The sequence below is a fragment of the Flavobacterium hiemivividum genome (genome assembly GCF_004349145.1).
GTDB lineage: Bacteria > Bacteroidota > Bacteroidia > Flavobacteriales > Flavobacteriaceae > Flavobacterium > Flavobacterium hiemivividum.
Window position 1 is genome coordinate 89,054 of the sequence record NZ_SMFO01000011.1, and the last position, 17,588, is coordinate 106,641.

17 protein-coding genes are annotated in these 17,588 nt (G+C 33.5%); 6 read left to right on the forward strand and 11 right to left on the reverse strand.

Annotated features, from left to right (window positions below; all coding sequences use genetic code 11):
* Nucleotides 1–7: 7 nt before the first annotated feature.
* The 7 genes from E0F98_RS13230 to E0F98_RS13260 all read right to left on the reverse strand — a co-directional run bounded on the left by E0F98_RS13230 (nucleotide 8) and on the right by E0F98_RS13260 (nucleotide 7,611).
* On the reverse strand, nucleotides 8–2,359 hold the full coding sequence (locus E0F98_RS13230) for a GAF domain-containing protein (protein WP_132112250.1): 2,352 nt from the start codon (nucleotides 2,357–2,359) through the stop codon (nucleotides 8–10).
* A 329-nt stretch (nucleotides 2,360–2,688) separates the two neighbouring features.
* Entirely contained in the window at nucleotides 2,689–3,747 is a 1,059-nt protein-coding gene (locus E0F98_RS13235; RefSeq protein WP_132112252.1) for a nucleoid-associated protein, read from the reverse strand.
* Between the two features lie 91 nt (nucleotides 3,748–3,838).
* Nucleotides 3,839–4,378, reverse strand: coding sequence for an IS1096 element passenger TnpR family protein (locus E0F98_RS13240; protein ID WP_132112303.1), 540 nt, complete (start codon nucleotides 4,376–4,378; stop codon nucleotides 3,839–3,841).
* A 221-nt stretch (nucleotides 4,379–4,599) separates the two neighbouring features.
* Nucleotides 4,600–5,205, reverse strand: a complete 606-nt coding sequence (locus tag E0F98_RS13245) for an HPP family protein (RefSeq protein WP_132112254.1) — start codon at nucleotides 5,203–5,205, stop codon at nucleotides 4,600–4,602.
* Nucleotides 5,206–5,211: 6 nt separating this feature from the next.
* The gene (locus E0F98_RS13250; protein WP_132112256.1) at nucleotides 5,212–6,492 is read right to left on the reverse strand and encodes a chloride channel protein; all 1,281 of its coding nucleotides are present in this window, start codon (nucleotides 6,490–6,492) and stop codon (nucleotides 5,212–5,214) included.
* A 171-nt stretch (nucleotides 6,493–6,663) separates the two neighbouring features.
* On the reverse strand, nucleotides 6,664–7,053 hold the full coding sequence (gloA2, locus tag E0F98_RS13255; RefSeq protein WP_132112258.1) for an SMU1112c/YaeR family gloxylase I-like metalloprotein: 390 nt from the start codon (nucleotides 7,051–7,053) through the stop codon (nucleotides 6,664–6,666).
* A gap of 3 nt (nucleotides 7,054–7,056) precedes the next feature.
* Nucleotides 7,057–7,611, reverse strand: coding sequence for a sugar O-acetyltransferase (locus E0F98_RS13260; protein WP_132112260.1), 555 nt, complete (start codon nucleotides 7,609–7,611; stop codon nucleotides 7,057–7,059).
* 203 nt (nucleotides 7,612–7,814) lie between these two features.
* On the opposite strand from E0F98_RS13260, the gene E0F98_RS13265 reads away from it, so the two are divergent.
* The 6 genes from E0F98_RS13265 (at nucleotide 7,815) to E0F98_RS13290 (ending at nucleotide 13,723) form a co-directional block, all read left to right on the forward strand.
* On the forward strand, nucleotides 7,815–9,974 hold the full coding sequence (locus E0F98_RS13265; RefSeq protein ID WP_132112262.1) for a TonB-dependent receptor: 2,160 nt from the start codon (nucleotides 7,815–7,817) through the stop codon (nucleotides 9,972–9,974).
* Nucleotides 9,975–10,200: 226 nt separating this feature from the next.
* The gene (locus tag E0F98_RS13270) at nucleotides 10,201–10,851 is read left to right on the forward strand and encodes a hypothetical protein (RefSeq protein WP_132112264.1); all 651 of its coding nucleotides are present in this window, start codon (nucleotides 10,201–10,203) and stop codon (nucleotides 10,849–10,851) included.
* Between the two features lie 46 nt (nucleotides 10,852–10,897).
* Entirely contained in the window at nucleotides 10,898–12,235 is a 1,338-nt protein-coding gene (locus E0F98_RS13275; protein WP_165929325.1) for a histidine kinase, read from the forward strand.
* Between the two features lie 2 nt (nucleotides 12,236–12,237).
* Nucleotides 12,238–12,549 (forward strand): 2TM domain-containing protein, encoded by a 312-nt coding sequence (locus E0F98_RS13280; RefSeq protein WP_132112266.1) that lies wholly within the window; start codon nucleotides 12,238–12,240, stop codon nucleotides 12,547–12,549.
* Nucleotides 12,550–12,564: 15 nt separating this feature from the next.
* Nucleotides 12,565–12,918 carry a 2TM domain-containing protein gene (locus E0F98_RS13285; protein ID WP_132112268.1) on the forward strand — a complete coding sequence of 118 codons (354 nt, stop codon included), beginning with the start codon at nucleotides 12,565–12,567 and terminating at the stop codon, nucleotides 12,916–12,918.
* Nucleotides 12,919–12,967: 49 nt separating this feature from the next.
* On the forward strand, nucleotides 12,968–13,723 hold the full coding sequence (locus E0F98_RS13290) for a LytR/AlgR family response regulator transcription factor (RefSeq protein ID WP_132112270.1): 756 nt from the start codon (nucleotides 12,968–12,970) through the stop codon (nucleotides 13,721–13,723).
* 107 nt (nucleotides 13,724–13,830) lie between these two features.
* Here E0F98_RS13290 and E0F98_RS13295 read toward each other — a convergent pair whose 3' ends face one another.
* The 4 genes from E0F98_RS13295 to E0F98_RS13310 form a co-directional block, all read right to left on the reverse strand.
* Nucleotides 13,831–14,013, reverse strand: coding sequence for a CsbD family protein (locus E0F98_RS13295; RefSeq protein ID WP_132112272.1), 183 nt, complete (start codon nucleotides 14,011–14,013; stop codon nucleotides 13,831–13,833).
* A gap of 219 nt (nucleotides 14,014–14,232) precedes the next feature.
* Nucleotides 14,233–15,006 carry a CDP-alcohol phosphatidyltransferase family protein gene (locus tag E0F98_RS13300; protein ID WP_132112274.1) on the reverse strand — a complete coding sequence of 258 codons (774 nt, stop codon included), beginning with the start codon at nucleotides 15,004–15,006 and terminating at the stop codon, nucleotides 14,233–14,235.
* A 61-nt stretch (nucleotides 15,007–15,067) separates the two neighbouring features.
* Nucleotides 15,068–16,090: a COX15/CtaA family protein gene (locus E0F98_RS13305; RefSeq protein ID WP_132112276.1), complete on the reverse strand. Its 1,023-nt coding sequence runs from the start codon at nucleotides 16,088–16,090 to the stop codon at nucleotides 15,068–15,070.
* 59 nt (nucleotides 16,091–16,149) lie between these two features.
* Nucleotides 16,150–17,577: a CCA tRNA nucleotidyltransferase gene (locus E0F98_RS13310; protein ID WP_132112278.1), complete on the reverse strand. Its 1,428-nt coding sequence runs from the start codon at nucleotides 17,575–17,577 to the stop codon at nucleotides 16,150–16,152.
* Nucleotides 17,578–17,588: the final 11 nt, after the last annotated feature.

The window sequence follows — 17,588 nt, forward strand, 5'->3', positions numbered from 1 at the left end:
TTTACAACTATTCAAGTTGAAATGGTTGGTCGTCTGGATTTTCTGATATCGTATTAAGCACCTTAATACGAATGGCCTTTAATCCAGAAACTCCTTGTAGTTCCTCAACATCAAACTGTTCGATTGTAGGTTCAAGAATATTTTTGAACTGTAAAAATTTTATATATTTTAAATATTCCTTTTCTTCATTTCTTTGCGAATAGACAATAGTTATTTTTTCCTGATCTGTTATTCGTTCATTAGTTCCTTTGATATGCGCTTTGTCGATTCGTTTTTTAACGACTTCATATCTTGCATTATAAGTTCCATCAACGTCAAATCGCTTTTCGTCCATTCTAAATCGAATAGAAATTGGAGAGCTGAAAACTAATATTAAGGAAGTAACTTCCAGTTCATAAGGTAAAATAGACTTGCATCTATGGTGTTCTAACTCCATTTCACATAGTGTTTGTAACTGCCACAGTCTTAAATTACTCAAATAAATTTTATCAAATGGTTCTTGCGGAGATATGGAAGCACCAATGTATAAATTGTGTTCTACGCCGTCAGATTTGAATCTTTCGAAATAATGCGGGAATATTTTTTGAGCTTCTACTTGCGATTTATCTAAAATAGAAGCCATTTTTTTATTGATAATCGCCATCGCATCATCAAACTTTTTTCGAGATTTATAATAGGAACCCGTTTTTGGGTCTATATCTGCGAAATATTTCTTGATTGTTTTCTCTGTAGCTTCATCGACTTTAGATTTAACAATAATAGGATGTATTTCGTTTTGAATATAATTTTGAATTTGCTGTTCCGTATCTGTTTTTAATTCTAAATCTAAATCTTCAAAATAGGAATGCATTTCAAATTTCCGCTGCTCTAAAATAGAGAGATTGGTGTTTTCTTTTAATTTATCAAAAATTTTCAATAACGTTTTCAGTTGACTTTTTAAATCATCTTTAACCGTTTGATTTCTATGTAAGGAAGAGCTTTTTACATCAATTTGACCGTATAAAGGATAGACGTCTTTAAATACAATTTCTTTGAAGATGTAATCTTTATTAGGGTTATAAGTGTGATAGAATTTCTGAGCCTCTTTCTTAAATTTCCAAAATACGCTGGAATGAATTGCCGTATATTCTCTTTGAATTACCGCTTCAATTTGATTTTGTAAATCGTTGTAATAATTGTCCAAAGTATCAACTACATATGGCAATAGCAAGTCAAGATTGATCGCATTGATACTGTTTAGACTTCGCGGATTTGACGAGACTAATTCTAGGATTCCTAATAGTTTATCATTTTTAATGACAGGTGCAAGGATGCAACTTTTTATGTTTTGCTTCAATAAATGTTTTGCAAATTTTTCATTCTTAGCTGTTTTTGCAAATTTTTCTACATTCGAAATAGCATATGTTTTGTTAGTTTTTAAGATAGTATTTATTTCACAATCTAAGAAAGCATTTTCACAGGGCAGCTCTTTTTTCTCATAGAGAATAAAGCTGTTTGTCCCAGTGGTAGCATGAGGAGGATTGATAAACATATTTTCCTCCTCGTTGTAAAAAGTAAGCCCTACTCTTAAATCAGGGACTTTAAAAATGGATCTGAAAATGGATTCAAATTTTCTGTCTTTTTCATTATGCTCGCTATTTGCTCTTAAAAGATTAGTTTTCAATTCAGATATTGCACTTTCAATTGTTGCGTCGAATAACGTAACTATCCCGAAACCTTTCATTTCCCAACTCTCGAGTGGGAATTTTTCCTTCCATACGTTTACATCATCATAATTATCCATTAATAAATCAATATCCTCAGGACTTAATTCTATAGCTTTTTCGGTGGGTGAGATTTTTATAAAATCGGCATTGTATAGAATTCTATAATGTTTTGTGATTCCGTTTTTATCTGGAATATCATAAAATAGAGGTTTGCTTATTATAAAATCCTTTTTGTAGTAGGCGTTCAATACTAATATACAAGACATGACAAAGAATTGATCTTTATCGAAATCTCTAATGGTCAGATCAAAAGTACCACCAGCGTCATCTAGTATTCGCTGGAATCTATTAGTAAAATTAAAAATGATATTGTGAAAAGGTATTGTTACTGCTTTGATTTCATTATCAGAAAGGGCATTAGGAAACAGGTTTGATAATAAATTCGATAATAAATTTTCATTTTTTGTAATTAGATTTAAATCTTCGATACCCGTTTTTAACTCAGGTATTTTATTAATATCCTGAAGTAATGCCTTTGCTTGCACTGATAGGTAAGCATTATCTGATACGGCTGTCTTTTCTAATGATTCAATAAGTTGGTCAAAAGAAATTACATTTTTTAGCGGACTTTCCTCAAATAAATTATAATTCATTAAATGAAATGTTTAGAATGTAAAAATACGAATAAACTCATGTGATTTAGGGAAAATAAAGGTTTTTATAGAAATATAATCTCAATTTCGACAAAATAGTAATGGAGCTTTTCAGCTAACTTTTGGAGGGTAATTTAATGTTCAGAAACAGTTAGTTTTACTTTGTATACAAACGACAGCTAATGTAGTTGGAGAAATATTTATTTCGAATAAGTTACATTTCTCTTGACTTTGCCTTTTATAAAAATACCCGCAAAAAGCGAGATACTTTCTGGGGGTATTTTATATTGTAACTAGATTACTTTGAAAAGTAAAAGAAGGTAATATCCTTATGATTTTTCTTCTTTATTGAAGTAAACTAAATAGTAGTACATCTGTTTTTCTTCGTCCCAACCTTTTTCAACATATTTTTCAGCACTTTCAGGATTGATAAAATCCATTTTTATTTGAATGTGTGTATCTAGGTTGATTACATTTTTTATGGATTTACGAGCATCTGAAACGGCTGCATTAGCAATAGGGAAAGAAGTAATATCTTCGATACTGTATTTTTCTCCTTTATCTACTTTGTAATTCTTAAATTCTGGAATTAAGTCTGGATTGTCTAAAACTTCATTCAAGAATTCAGTCTCTTCAAATTCGTCATTTTTAGCAAAGTAATTCACAGAACGGTTCATGAACATCACTTCTTCTTTCTTATCTTCGGCAGGAAAAACTACGTCTTTAGCAAAGCCTTGACAGAATTTTAGGTATTTTTTAGTGATGAAATTTTCGTCTTCAAACGCATCCACAGAAAGGAAATGTTCTAACCAATATCTTGCATCATAGCGGTTGCTATCCACAGTTAGAATCTTATATCCTTCTTCTTTTTTATGATTAAAAATGATACAACCTTTGTCTAGTTTACTTAAGTTTATACCTTGTTGCAAGATCATTTCAAGATGCGTTCCTTTTTCTTCAAATTGTAAAAAATCAGCTTGTAGCTCACTTTTAAAAATCCCAATCGCATCAACAACGTTATTATCGATATTTACATTTGTTAAATAAGTAACATAAACCTCTCCGTTTTTGATATGTGGATGATTGGATTGCTCAAATAAATGTCGTGTGATATTCTTTGAATTTTCGTGTAAACTTGCTGGATTTTCAAAAATTTCAGAAGCAAATTTATACATATCATTGTAGTCTAAATCGACTTCATGCGCAAACTGGAAATAGTTTTCTTCTTTTTCTCTAAAAGGTTTTAAGAAAAACTCCTTTATAAGTGGCACAATTTCATCTTGAAGACTAAACGGCTGCTCAGATAGAAAAATAGCTTCATTACGACTTTTGTTCCCTACACGATGGATAGAAAGCGTCTCAATATGCGTGTTGAATAAATTGATCATTTTTTATTTTATTTTTTTAGATGAAAGAGCCAAGATTATAGACTCTAGAGAAGTCTTTAATCTTGGCTCTTGATTCTTATTTTCTACTATGTTAGTTCCAGTTTTCTTCAAAACCGAAATCTTCAAAACTGTCGTCTCCTTCAAACATGTCTAAATCATCTTCGTCTAATCCGTCTTCATAATCATTTGCATAATCATCGGCATTATCAGCTTCAAAGTTTTTTTCCATTGCTTCGTCAGGCATTTCACCATGAGAAAATAGCGTTTCAGGATATAAATTTCCAGCAACTTGTTCTTCAACAGCAGCTAGTTCAACTAAGAATGTCCACATATTAATGAAGTCATATACATAGATGATTTTTGTGTTTTCGGCATCTAATAAGTCCGATAATTGGTAGGAACTCATCGTTTTTTGCTCTCCAAGAACATCACCACTATCAAAAAGTGAAATTTCATCTTCTTGATTCCAGGTTTCATCACAAGTATAGAATGAAGCCACTTCCATGCCGTCAAAACCAAAGGAATTGAAAATAGCGTTGTGTAAATCCTCTAAAGTGTCCTCTGCAAGAATTGCAATGTCTCTAAATATATCTTCTTCTGCATCTAGAATTACTCTGAATTTGTAAACCATCATCTTTGTTTTTATTGAATGGTCAAAGGTAAAATATAATTTTATATTTCATCCCGAACTTTCGAAACAGATTCTAGATTTGTTGATAAAATTTTTGCTTATGTATTTACGACGAGCAAAATAAATTGTGTAGAAGTCTGTTCTTTTATTCGAAAAATAAAATGGATTGTTTAATTTTTATTTTTCGAATAAAAGGAAAGTACTCACATTTAGTAGTACCTCTATTTTAATGTTTTTCCAAAGGTTTTATGGACTCTCTTTCTGAATTTGTGGTATTTTTTATGATTTGGATAATATCTTTTTGAAGTCAGGTTATTAAAAAGTAAGGCTACGATCAAAAGAATTAGAACACCACTTAATACAGGGGAAATTACATACCAATAGCCCAGATTTTTTATTTCTGCTGATCCTGTTACCGCTATTAAAGCGGTCGCACCTCCCGGAGGATGCAATGTTTTTGTTAATTGCATAACCACAATTGATATGGAAACGGAAAGTGATGCTGTTAGCCACATGATGTCAGGAGCAAACTTAGCTACCGTAACCCCTACTATTGCAGATAAAACATGGCCGCCAACTAAATTGCGGGGCTGTGCTAATGGGCTCTGAATAACTCCGTATACCAATACCGCCGACGCACCAAAGGAACCGATGAGATATACAACATCAGAATGTGGAAGTGTTTGTGACTGCATAAATGCAATGATACCAATTCCGATAAAAGAACCTAAAAAAGCCCAAAAGTGCTCTTGAGAATCAACTAGGGTTTCTTTGTACAGAACGTATTTAGTTTTGCGATAACCTCTTTTTATTTTTTGAATTGTCATAGATATTTACTTCGCTAGAGTAGGTGAAAAAGTATAAACGGTATAAGGATAAATCATTTTGGCAGTATATTTTGAAATTAGACACACTACTAAAATAGGAACAAATAAAGTATAATTATTGATTAAGCCACAAACCAGAAAAATCGCAGTAAAAGGAGCATGAATGCTGGCGCTCAAAACGGCGGCCATACCGATGATTACAAAGTTTATCGGAATTACATTAGCGTTAAAATAAGTATTTAACGTTAACGAAAGTAAAAATCCTAGAAAAGCACCGATAAAAAGACTTGGAGCAAAAACGCCGCCGTCACCGCCAGAAGCTAGCGTTGCTGAAGTAACAATGGGTTTTAAAAGTAAAATTCCTATATAGCTTAGCGCAAGTGTAAAAGTTAATACGATTTCATTTGGACGAATAAAAATTTCTTTGATTGCATGGTAACCTTCTCCATAAAGTTGCGGAAATATAAGTAAGGAAATCCCTAAAATTAATGAGCCTAAAATGATTTTAAAGTGGGGCGTTTTTATCTTAGAAAATTGAGACTTAAAAAGTAACACACTTCGCGTTAGATAAACTGAATTTAAACCAGCCAAAATCCCTAAAAGAATAAAATAAGGAATGGCTTGTAAATGCCAGGTGGTAATTAACACATTAAATATTGGTTTTTCATCGAGAATAACGATGAGCCCAAAAGCAATTGACACGGCAATTAGATTTGTTAGTAGGAATGCTCGAGATACTTTTTTAGAAATAACTTCCAAGGCAAAAAGGATTCCGGCAATAGGACTACTGAAAAGCGCTGTGATTCCTGCTGCTATTCCTGCACAAATTAGTTCGGTTTTATACTGTCTGAAAACATTTTGTTTTCGCTGGGCAACGGCACCAATAGTAGCAGATGCGACTACAGTCGAAACTTCAATTCCGGTCGAACCTCCAAAAATAACAGTAAGCAATCCATTGATGAAATGGGATGGTATTTTATAACTAGGTAGGTTCTTAGATTTAGAATTTGTACTCTCGAATATTTCTTTGATTCCTTTGTTTTCTTTTTTCTTAAATAGATATTCACGTAGAAAATAGATTACCGACAAACTAAAAACTGGAAAAATAATATAGAATATCGGGTTTGTATTGGCTTGATGAAAAAATATTTCCTCATAATATTCGGTTATTGTTTTTAAAACAACGCCCAAGAAGGCAGCAAGAAAACCAATTAGAATAGAAACAATTATTAATTTTTGGAATTTAATTAATTTGTAGTTTTTTTTAATCTGAGCTGTTTTGTTCATTGCAATAGGTAAAAAGAGCTTTTTTTAAGGAGCAGTGAGACTGCTAAAAGAAGCTTTTATATGATTGATGCAAAATTAAACAAAGTTAGAATGACTTGAATCATAAAATAGTTGTGAATTTTTATTTTTATGATTTCATTGTGAATTGCTCTTCAGAATTTAGAAAAAGATTTATTTCTCGTAAAATTCTATCGGTAAATCATCAGGATCAGCAATAAAGAAAAATTGTTTCGCTGTGTACTTGTCTTTTCGTATTATTTCTGCTGCGATATTACTTTGTAGTAAAAATGCTCGTGTTTGTTCTATATCGCTCACCTCAAAAGCCAAGTGACGCAAACCGCTAGATTCAGGGCGAGAAGGCCTTTTGGGCGGATTAGGAAAGGAAAATAGTTCTATAATATAAGTTCCGTTTAGAGCCAGGTCTAGTTTGTACGACTGTCTTTCTTCACGGTAAACCTCCTGAATAATGGTGAGCCCTAAAATTTGAGTGTAAAAGTTTTTCGACTTTACATAATCAGAACAAATTATGGCAATGTGGTGCACTTTGTTTAAGGATAACATATACTATTGATTTAATTTTCGAATTACTTTTGCGGGATTTCCCACTGCCAATGAATTCTCAGGGATGTCTTTTGTAACAACAGATCCCGCACCGATTACAGATCCTTTGCCAATGGTGATTCCGGGACAAATAACGCTGTTTCCACCAATCCAGCAATCGTCGCCAATTGTTATTGGCAAGGCATTTTCCAATGTTTTTCTTAATTCGGCATCGAGTGGGTGAGTAGCAGTGTACAATTGAACTCCCGGTGCAAAAAACACATTGGAACCAATAGTAACTTTGGCACAATCTAAAACCACACAGTTTACATTGAAATAAACATCGTCGCCACAATGAATGTTGTAACCGTAATCACAGTGAAATGGCGGTTCTATGTAGAGATTTGCGCCCGCATTCGGGATGAGTTCTTTAATTATTTCCCGTGCTTTTTTTGTGATTCTGTATTCCGTTATATTCAATCTATGGAGCAGGTTTTTAGATTTTCGTCTGTCTTTTACTAAAACAGAATCTCCAGCCAAATAATATTCTCCAGCAATCATTTTTTCTTTTTCGGTCATTTTATTCGATTCTACAAAAGTTGTTTTGTTGTTTTTTGGGTATGCACTTCATAAAGCGGCTTAGTACATTGTTACGATTGGATGTAAATATAACTGAAAATTAAAAATGACTACAACTCATCCATGAAATTTGACAGTTCAGTTAACTTAAATTTAATAATACTTTGAATCAAAATACATTTGGTTTATCAAAATCAAACCAAATGAAAACTATTTTTACATGTATTATATTGTTTTTTACCGCTAACTCATTTGCCCAAACGACCATTTCAGGTAGAACCGTCGATCAAAAAGGGAAACCAATTGCAGGCGTGAATATCTACATCGAAGGTAGCTATGATGGTGCTACAACAAATGAAAATGGCGAGTTTTTGTTTGTAACGACTTTGACAGGAGATCAAGTTTTAGTGGCCAGTTTTCTCATCTATGAAACAACCAAAACGCCTATTTATGTGGCTGATTTTGAGGCTAAAATAATTATTTTAAAAGAGAATATAAATACACTTGACGCGGTTGTAATTTCGGCGGGTACTATGGAGAGTGGAGATAAAGCACGAGTTTCGGTTTTAAAACCGTTAGATATTGTCACGACAGCAGGTTCGGCAGGGAATATAATTGCCGCTTTACAAACGTTGCCAGGTACGCAAACTGTAGGCGAGGATGGAAGGCTCTTTGTGCGTGGCGGCGAGGCTAATGAAACTCAAACTTATGTTGACGGCCTTCGTGTCGCGCAACCGTATGGCGCTAGCACAAATAATTTACCTACAAGAGGGCGGTTTTCTCCTTTTTTGTTTAGTGGAATCGCTTTTTCAACAGGAGGATATTCAGCCGAATATGGCGAAGCACTGTCCAGTGTTTTACTTTTAAATACAGAAGACGAACCGGATCAAAATAAAGCAGATGTTTCGTTAATGACTGTTGGTCTCGGCCTTGGTAACACACAAAAATGGGATAAAAGTTCATTGAGCGTTAATGCTTCTTACATTAACTTAGCTCCGTATCAGGCGCTAATCCCGCAAAATGTGGAGTGGAACAGTCCGTTTCAATCTTTGTCAGGAGAAACGGTCTATCGTTATAAATTTAGTACTGGACTTCTGAAGTTGTACGCTGCGTTCGATTCTTCAAAATTTGATATTAGTCAAGAAAATATAAACGCTGTAGCAAAAACTAGAGTAGATTTAAACAATAATAATTTCTATTTCAATACCTCTTATAAAGGTAATTTTGGTAATGATTGGCAAATTGTAACTGGAATGAGTTATGGATTTAGTAAAAATAGAATCACATTAGATTTAGATAATGTGAATAATGAGGAAAATGCGGCTCATTTGAAATTAAAATTAAAGAAAAACTTTTCGAACCTATTTAAATTGTCTTTTGGAGCAGATTATTTTACAACTCAATTTAATGAAAGCTTTACAGCTAATTTAGGAACAACAAATACTAATGGCTATAATTCTAGTATTGCTTCGGCTTATACAGAAGCTGATGTTTTTTTATCCAAAAAATTTGCGGCAAAAATAGGTTTTAGAGCATCTCATAGCGACTTGCTTGAGGAGTTCAGTATTTCGCCCAGGATTTCAATGGGATATAAAGTATCAAAAAATAGTCAGTTTTCTTTAGCTTATGGCGATTTTACGCAAAGTCCAAATGCAGCTTATATAAAGTATTCTAAATACCATGAGTTTGAAAGTGAGAAAGCGTCCCATTATATTTTGAATTATCAGTACAGCGTAGACGGGAAAACATTTAGAGCAGAGGCATATTACAAAGACTATAGCAATTTAGTGAAGTATGATAGCGCTACAGCGGAGTATAATTCAATTTACAATAATAATGGTTCGGCTTACGCCAAAGGTTTGGATCTATTTTGGCGTGATGGTAAAACCATTAAAAACTTGGAATACTGGATTTCCTATTCCTATATTGATACAAAAAGAGATTACAAGAACTATCCAACGCCTGTGACGCCAAGCTTTGTTTCTGATCACAGCTTGTCTGTCGTTACTAAATATTTCATAACAGACTGGCGGTCTCAAGTGGGTTTTACAAATTCCTTTAGTACTGGGCGTCCTTATAATAATCCCAATGAAACTCAATTCATGAATGGAAAAACAAAGGCGTACAATAACTTAAGTTTTAACTGGGCGTATTTAATTAGCCAGCAAAAAATTCTGTATTTCTCGGTTTCGAATGTGTTAGGGACTCAAAATGTTTACGGTTATGACTACGCAAATACGGCTGATTCAAACGGCGTTTATAAAAGAAAGGAAATTACACCGACAGCTGACCGTTTTTTCTTTGTCGGATTCTTTTGGACGATTAGTAAAGATAAGAAAGACAATCAGCTGAAGAATTTGTAAAAAGTCGTAAAGTAAAGAAGCTTCAAAGTATCAAAGAGTATCCTCAAACAATGCTGACTTTCGACCTTTGACTTTCAAACCTTTGACTAATTCCTCGATTCATCCTTAAAAATCAACAGTTCAGTAATTATAATTTTTAAAGGGATAAAATCCACGATACTTTTGAAGTATAAATTATTAGAGTTTCAATCATCAATTAAATCACTAACCTAAAAAACTAGAAATCATGACTAAATTAATCACCGCATTTGCATTATTTGTTATTACTTTATTATCGGCTCAAGGCCAAGAAGCAACTCCTCAAAAAACAGGAAATCAATACGAACAAGGAATGGGAAAAGCATTCGGACTTTGGAAAGAAGGAAAAAACACGGAGGCTTCTGATTTATTCGAAAGAATTGCCGCGGTCGAAACGACGACGTGGTTGCCTAATTATTATGTGGCATTGGTCAATACGACTTCAGCTTTTGGAACCAAAGACAAGGAGAAAATAAATGTACTACTTTTAAAAGCACAAAATGCACTAGATACTGAAATGGCAAAAGATCAAAATAATGCGGAGCTTTATGTAATGCAAGCCATGATTAATACGGCTTGGATCGTTTATGACCCGATGACAAACGGACAAAAGTTATCTGGACCAACCATGGAACTATATGCAAAAGCCGAAGCTATTGCTCCTAATAATCCCAGAGTAATCTTCTCGAAAGCTGAATTTGAAATAGGGAGCGCTGCCTTTTGGGGTAAAGATATTAAGCCAATGTGCACTCAAATTGATAAAGCCATTACACTTTTTAGTACTTTTAAACCGGAGAGTCCTTTTTCTCCAAGTTGGGGATTAGACAGAGCGCTAGAAGCTCAAAAAAATTGTAAATAAGAACAATTCTAATATTGAAATTTTCAATGTTTAATAAAATACTTAGATGAATACATTTTTAAGAGAATTTCCAAGGGCTTTATTTATTTCGATACTGATATTTATTGTTTTAACAATAATTCCTGTTCTAAACGGCGGTGTTATAACTTTTGATAATCATTTAAAGATTAATTTTTTATACACCATACTTTATGGGATGGTATTGTATTACGCGAATGCATTTCTTTATATTTATTTAGATTCGTTTTTTGCAAGCCAGAAGTATAGTTTGAAAAGAGTGATTACAGGGTTTTCAAGTTCGTTTGCGCTTACTTTATTTGTAATATTCTTATTGAGAATTTTTGAAGATGTAGTAGTTGAGAATAATACATTAAGTGCGTTTTTTAAAGATGAGAAGCCTTCAAACTATATTGTGCCCTCAATAGTGTCATTTGTTGTGTTGTTGGGAATTCATTCATTGTATTTCTATAAAGCTTACAATGAAAACAGAGTAAAAGAGCAAAAAATAATTGCCGGAACGGCTTCGGCAAAGTTTGAGAGTTTAAAAAATCAGATTGATCCCCATTTTTTATTTAATAGTTTGAATGTTTTGAGCTCTTTGATCGAAGAAAATCCAGATAATGCACAACGTTTTACTACTTCATTATCTAAGGTTTATCGGTATGTTTTAGAACAAAAAGATAAAGAATTGGTTCCGGTCGAGGAAGAGTTGGCTTTCGCCAAAACTTATATGAACTTACTGAAAATGCGCTTTGAGGATAGCCTTGATTATGAGTTAACCACAACTAATATTAATCCAGAAGCTAAGGTTGTTCCGCTTTCGTTACAGCTGTTATTAGAAAATGCGGTAAAGCACAATGTAGTTAGCGCTCAGAAGCCGTTGTGCATTCGGATTTACGTTGACAACGGATATTTAGTGGTTCAAAATGATTATCAAAAGAAGGAGGTTTTGCAAGATCGTCGCGGAGTGGGATTACAAAATATCATCAGCCGTTATGCAATTATAACCAACCGAAAAGTAACGATAGCGCAAGACGAGAAGACTTTTACAGTCAAAATACCTATTTTAACGAAACAAATATCAGTTATGGAAGCAGCTACAAAATATAACGAAAACAACGCTTATTACCGAGCAAAAAAGCGAGTACAGGAGCTAAAATCATTTTATGGCAATTTGATATCGTATTGCATCGTAATTCCGATTTTGATTTTTATTAATCTACGATATTCTCCACATTTTCAATGGTTTTGGTTTTCTGCCGCTGGATGGGGATTTGGATTGACGATGCATGCCTTGAAAGTATTTGGATACAGTTCAGATTGGGAAGAGCGAAAAATAAAAGAGATTTTGAGAAAAGAAGATAATAAGCAAACCTGGAAATAATCATGGAAGATAAATATCAAAACGAGGAACGCTACTTTAAAGCTAAAAAGAGAGTAGAGGAAATCAAAGGGTTTTACGGGAATTTAATTGCATATATTATAGTAAATATTGGGCTTCTAGCACTTAATTTAGTGACATCGCCTAATCATTTATGGTTTTATTGGCCCATGTTGGGTTGGGGAATTGGTGTGATAATTCACGGAATGAAAGTCTTTAATTACATGCCTTTTCTTAGAAAAGATTGGGAGGAGCAAAAGATTAAAGAGTTTATGGAAAAAGAAAAGGAGAATCAAAGAAAAGATAATTGGATATAATTAAATCTAAACAAGATGGGACGATTTAGAAAAAGAATGGACGATAGTTATCAACCTGAGGATAACAGTTCTGATGAGCGATATAACTTAGCATACAAAAGGGTAAAGAGAATTAAAGGATTCTATATTCATGCGTTGGTTTATGTACTAGTAAATGCCTTTATATTGCTTTCCATTTCTAATAGTAGCAGGGTTGGGGATGCAGTTTTTTGGGAATGGCAAACCTGGAATACGGTATTCTTTTGGGGAATTGGATTAGTTGCGCATGGGTTGTCTGTTTTTGGAAAAAATATTTTTTTCGGGACCAACTGGGAAGAAAAGAAAATTCAGCAATTCATGGATAAAGACAAGGAGAATAAATGGGAGTAATTATTTAAAAAAACCAGTGAACAATTTTCAAACCGCTAATTATTTTGTATTGAAAACAATCATAATTGAAGACGAAAAACCAGCCGCAAGGTTATTGCAAAGAAAGCTCGAAAAACTAAAAATCGAAGTAGGAGTGATGCTTCATTCTGTCGAAGAAGCTGTCGCCTGGTTTTCGAATAATGAACATCCAGATTTGATTTTTTTAGACATACAATTGTCGGATGGATTGTCGTTTGAAATTTTCGAAAAAGTAGAAATTAAGAGCGCTGTAATCTTCACAACGGCCTATGATGAATTTGCTTTGCGAGCGTTCAAATTGAATAGTGTGGACTATCTTTTAAAACCAATCGATGAAGATGATTTAGAACTGGCGATTTCTAAATTTAAAGAGCGACTTCCAAAAAATGAAAAGTTACAATTAGATTTTGAACAGATAAAAAAAATGCTAAGTAATCCTTTTGACAAAGAATACAAAAAAAGGTTCACAGTAAAAATTGGGCAACATTTAAAAGTAATTTCGTTAGATGAAATCGAATGTTTTTTTAGTGAAAATAAGGGAACTTATATTCATACTTTCGACAATAGAAATTATCTTATCGAATCAACTTTAGAATTTCTAGAACAAGAATTAGACCCGAAATATTTTTATAGAATCAGCCGGAAATTTATAATTCCTATTCAAGCAATTAAAGAAATTGTGATTTACAGCAACTCTCGATTGAAAGTTATTTTACCTACATATTGCGATGATGAGGTTGTGGTAAGTAGAGAAAAAGTAGCTGATTTTAAAGTTTGGATTGGGTAGTAGAACAGCATAAAAAAAAACTGTTTTAAAAATGCTAGATTCTATTTTGGTCGAATAAAATAGAACGCTTTTTTTAAAACAGTTTTCTGGGAATTTTAAACTTAAAATTAGTCAAATAACGATTTAATTTCTTTTTTAGTTTTTCCTAATTTTTGTTGTAGTTTTCCCCACATTTCATCTTCTTTTCCTTCCTCGAATAACAAGTCATCATCGGTAAGGTCGGCAAATTTTTGTTTCAATTTCCCTTTCATTTCATTCCAGTTTCCTTTAATTTCTTCTGAATTTGGCATAATAATATAGTTTAAGAGTTAATAAATTTACTATTACAAAGGTGAGGATAAAGAAGGCGTAAACTGTTATGGAATTCGTGGAAATAGTTGTATAATTGCTTGAATAAATGGGAATTAGCAAAAGAGATTATTTATTAAAACAAATCAGTAAGTAAATCAATGTAAATTACTGGTTAATAGATTATTGTAATGTAAGATAGTTTTTGTCTATAGTGGGTTTTAAGCCTTAAAAAATGATTTTCTTATCCCGATTAAAACAAATATAAGAAAAGAATATCCAATAAAAAAAGGAGCGATATAGTCGATATAACCCAAGGCTAACATCAGTGAAATTAGTAGTAATTGAAAGCCTAATCCATATAAGGAAACGAAAGTCATAAACCAGTTAGGGAAGGTTTTTACTTTATAGGCGTCGCTGTCTAAGACGTGAATGATTTTGTCAAAACCACCGTAAACGATAGTGTAAATTTTAAACAAAATATCGACTGATTTTTGACTCTCACCTGCTAATGCAACGGGTGATTTGTCTTCGAAAATCTTGCTCGTTTTATCTCCGCCAACCGATTTGTTTCTCAAAATAACATAGTAATAATTGTATAGAGTACCCTGTAATTGAATGCAAAAAAACGCTGTTAAAGTGAGAATAAAAGAGTTCTTAGATACATAGCAAATAGCTCCTAAAAAAAGGAAGTTTAAAATGATGTCAAAGACGCTGTCTAGGTATCTTCCGGTATATGAAGGCGTGTTTTTTATTCGCGCGAGCTCACCATCGGCGGCGTCGATACCTGATTTTAAAATGATGAAAAAGCCTGCTAAATAATAGTGGTTTTCTAAAATGCAGTAAATCGCAATTAGTCCAGAAACCCCAAAAAGTAAGGTGACATGTATGGGCGTAAATCGCGTGTTTTTTAACTGATTTGCGAGCATTTTTCCAAAAGGTCTTCCGTAATCTGATAGATCAAAGAAGCTATCTTGCGCAGCAAGTTTAGACATTTTTTATAGGAACAAAAAGAAATGTGACAATATAGTCAAAGGTAAATATAGTAATAAGTTGTTATTTAGACAATCGATGTAAAGTATAGGTCATTGCCGATAAAAGGAAAAAAGCATTGATTTGATGAATCAATCCTAGCCATAATGGTACACCATATACTAAGGTGAAAACCCCTAAGGCAAACTGTAAAAAAACAAGAATTACAATTAGGTTTATTCCGATGGACTGTCCACGATCTAAAATGAATTTTCTACTTTTAAAATAGAGATAAACCATAAAACCAACTACAACATAAGCCAAGGTACGGTGGATAAATTGCACGCCACTTTTCCCTTCAGTAAAGCTTAATAAAAGGTTTCTTTGTTCCAGAAAAACGCTGTCATGCATGAATTGACCATCACTCATAAGTGGCCAATGATTGTGTATTAATCCTGCATTTAAACCGGCAACAAATCCTCCATATATAATTTGGATTAATAAAAACACCAACGAATATCTCGCAATTGATGTTAAAGGTTGCAGGCTGTTTTTTCGATTAGGATACATCAAATCTAAGGCTACCCAAAAAGTATAGGCAAAGGTTATAAAGGCAAAAGTGAGGTGTAATGCCAGTCTAAAGTGACTCACATCTGGATCGTCAACCAATCCACTTTTTACCATAAACCAACCAAGAAATCCTTGAAAGGCACCCATTCCTAAAAGAACTATGCATTTGTTTATGGTTTCTCTAGAGAGTTTCTTTTTAATTAAGAAATAAACGAACGGAATTATAAAAACTAAGCCGATGATGCGACCTATAAAGCGGTGAAACCATTCCCAGAAGTAGATAAATTTATAATCTGAAAGTTGAAAATCATTATGAATATTGATTTTTTGATATTCAGGGAATTTTTTATACTGATCAAAAGCTGCTTGCCATTTCTCTTCTGTTAATGGCGGAAATGTATCTGTTACTAAATGCCAGTCGGTCATTGACAAACCAGAGTTGGTTAATCGTGTAATTCCTCCTACAGTAACCATTATAAACAATAATACGCAACCGGATAATAGCCAAATTATAACAGATCTATTCTCTTTTTTCATTTTGAAACTAATTTTGGTAAAGATATTTTATGTAATCGCAATTCTTAACTCAACAATTGTTAAACTTTTATGAGCCCTATTTTCTGAGCTCTTTTCATCATAAAGCCATAAGCCGCATCATAATCATTAGGAATTTCTCCTTCTAAAATTGCTTCTTTAATTGCCTCTTTTAGCATTCCTATTTCTTTTGAAGGTTTCAGGTCGAATATGGACATAATCTCTTCTCCAGTTATTGGTGGTTGAAATTGTCGAACGTGATCGCGCTCTTCTACTTCCACAATTTTCTTTCGGACAATTTCAAAATTGCTGTGGTATTTCTTGAACTTATTTGGGTTTTTGGTGGTAATATCTGCTTCGCACAATGTCATTAGGTTCTCGACGTCATCTCCGGCATCAAAAACCAAGCGACGTACTGCTGAATCAGTTACTGTATCTTGAGATAAGACAATAGGACGGGAGCTCATCATTACCATTTTCTGAACAAATTTCATTTTTTGGTTCAACGGCATATGCAGACGTTCAAAAATTTTCTTGACCATTTTTCCGCCAAGGAATTCATGTCCGTGAAAAGTCCAACCTTGTTTTTTGTTGAAACGTTTTGTTGGTGCTTTTCCGATATCGTGCAATAAAGCAGCCCAACGCAACCATACATCATCCGTGTTTGGACATATATTGTCTACGACTTCTAATGTGTGATAAAAGTTGTTCTTATGAGTCTGTCCTTCTATTTCTTCTACTTGATTTAAAGCGGTTAATTCAGGTAATAGAATATCTAAAAGTCCTGTTTTGTACAGCAGTAAAAAACCAATTGAAGGTTTGTCGGTAGATAGTATTTTGTTTAATTCATCTACAATACGCTCTCCGGATATGATTTTGATTCGCTCAGCGTTCTTAGTAATTGATTTAAAAGATTTTTCTTCGATTTCAAAATCCAATTGATTAGCAAACCGGATAGCTCTCAACATTCGCAAAGGATCATCAGAATAGGTAATGTCAGGATCAAGCGGGGTTTTTAGAATTTTATTTTCTAAATCGTTTATTCCTCCAAAAGGGTCTAACAACGCTCCAAAATTAGCTGCATTCAAAGATAATGCCAGTGAATTAATTGTGAAATCGCGACGGTTTTGATCGTCTTCAAGCGTTCCGTTTTCTACTACGGGATTCCGACTCTCAAAATGATAGGATTCTTTTCTTGCGCCAACAAACTCAACGTCCGTGTCTTCAAAACGCAGCATCGCAGTGCCGTAGGTTTTGAAAACCTGCACTTTTGGTTTTGCTGGAAGTAATTTTGAAACTTTTAAAGCCAGTTCAATTCCGCTGCCAACGGCAACAATATCAATGTCTTTTTTGAAATCTCTTTGTAAAATCAAATCGCGCACAAACCCGCCAATGACATAACTATCTACGTTAAGTTCTTGGGAAGCTTGAGAAATGACCTCGAAGATTTTATTATTTAATTCTGATTTGTATTGTGTATTATTAGCCACAGATTCACTGA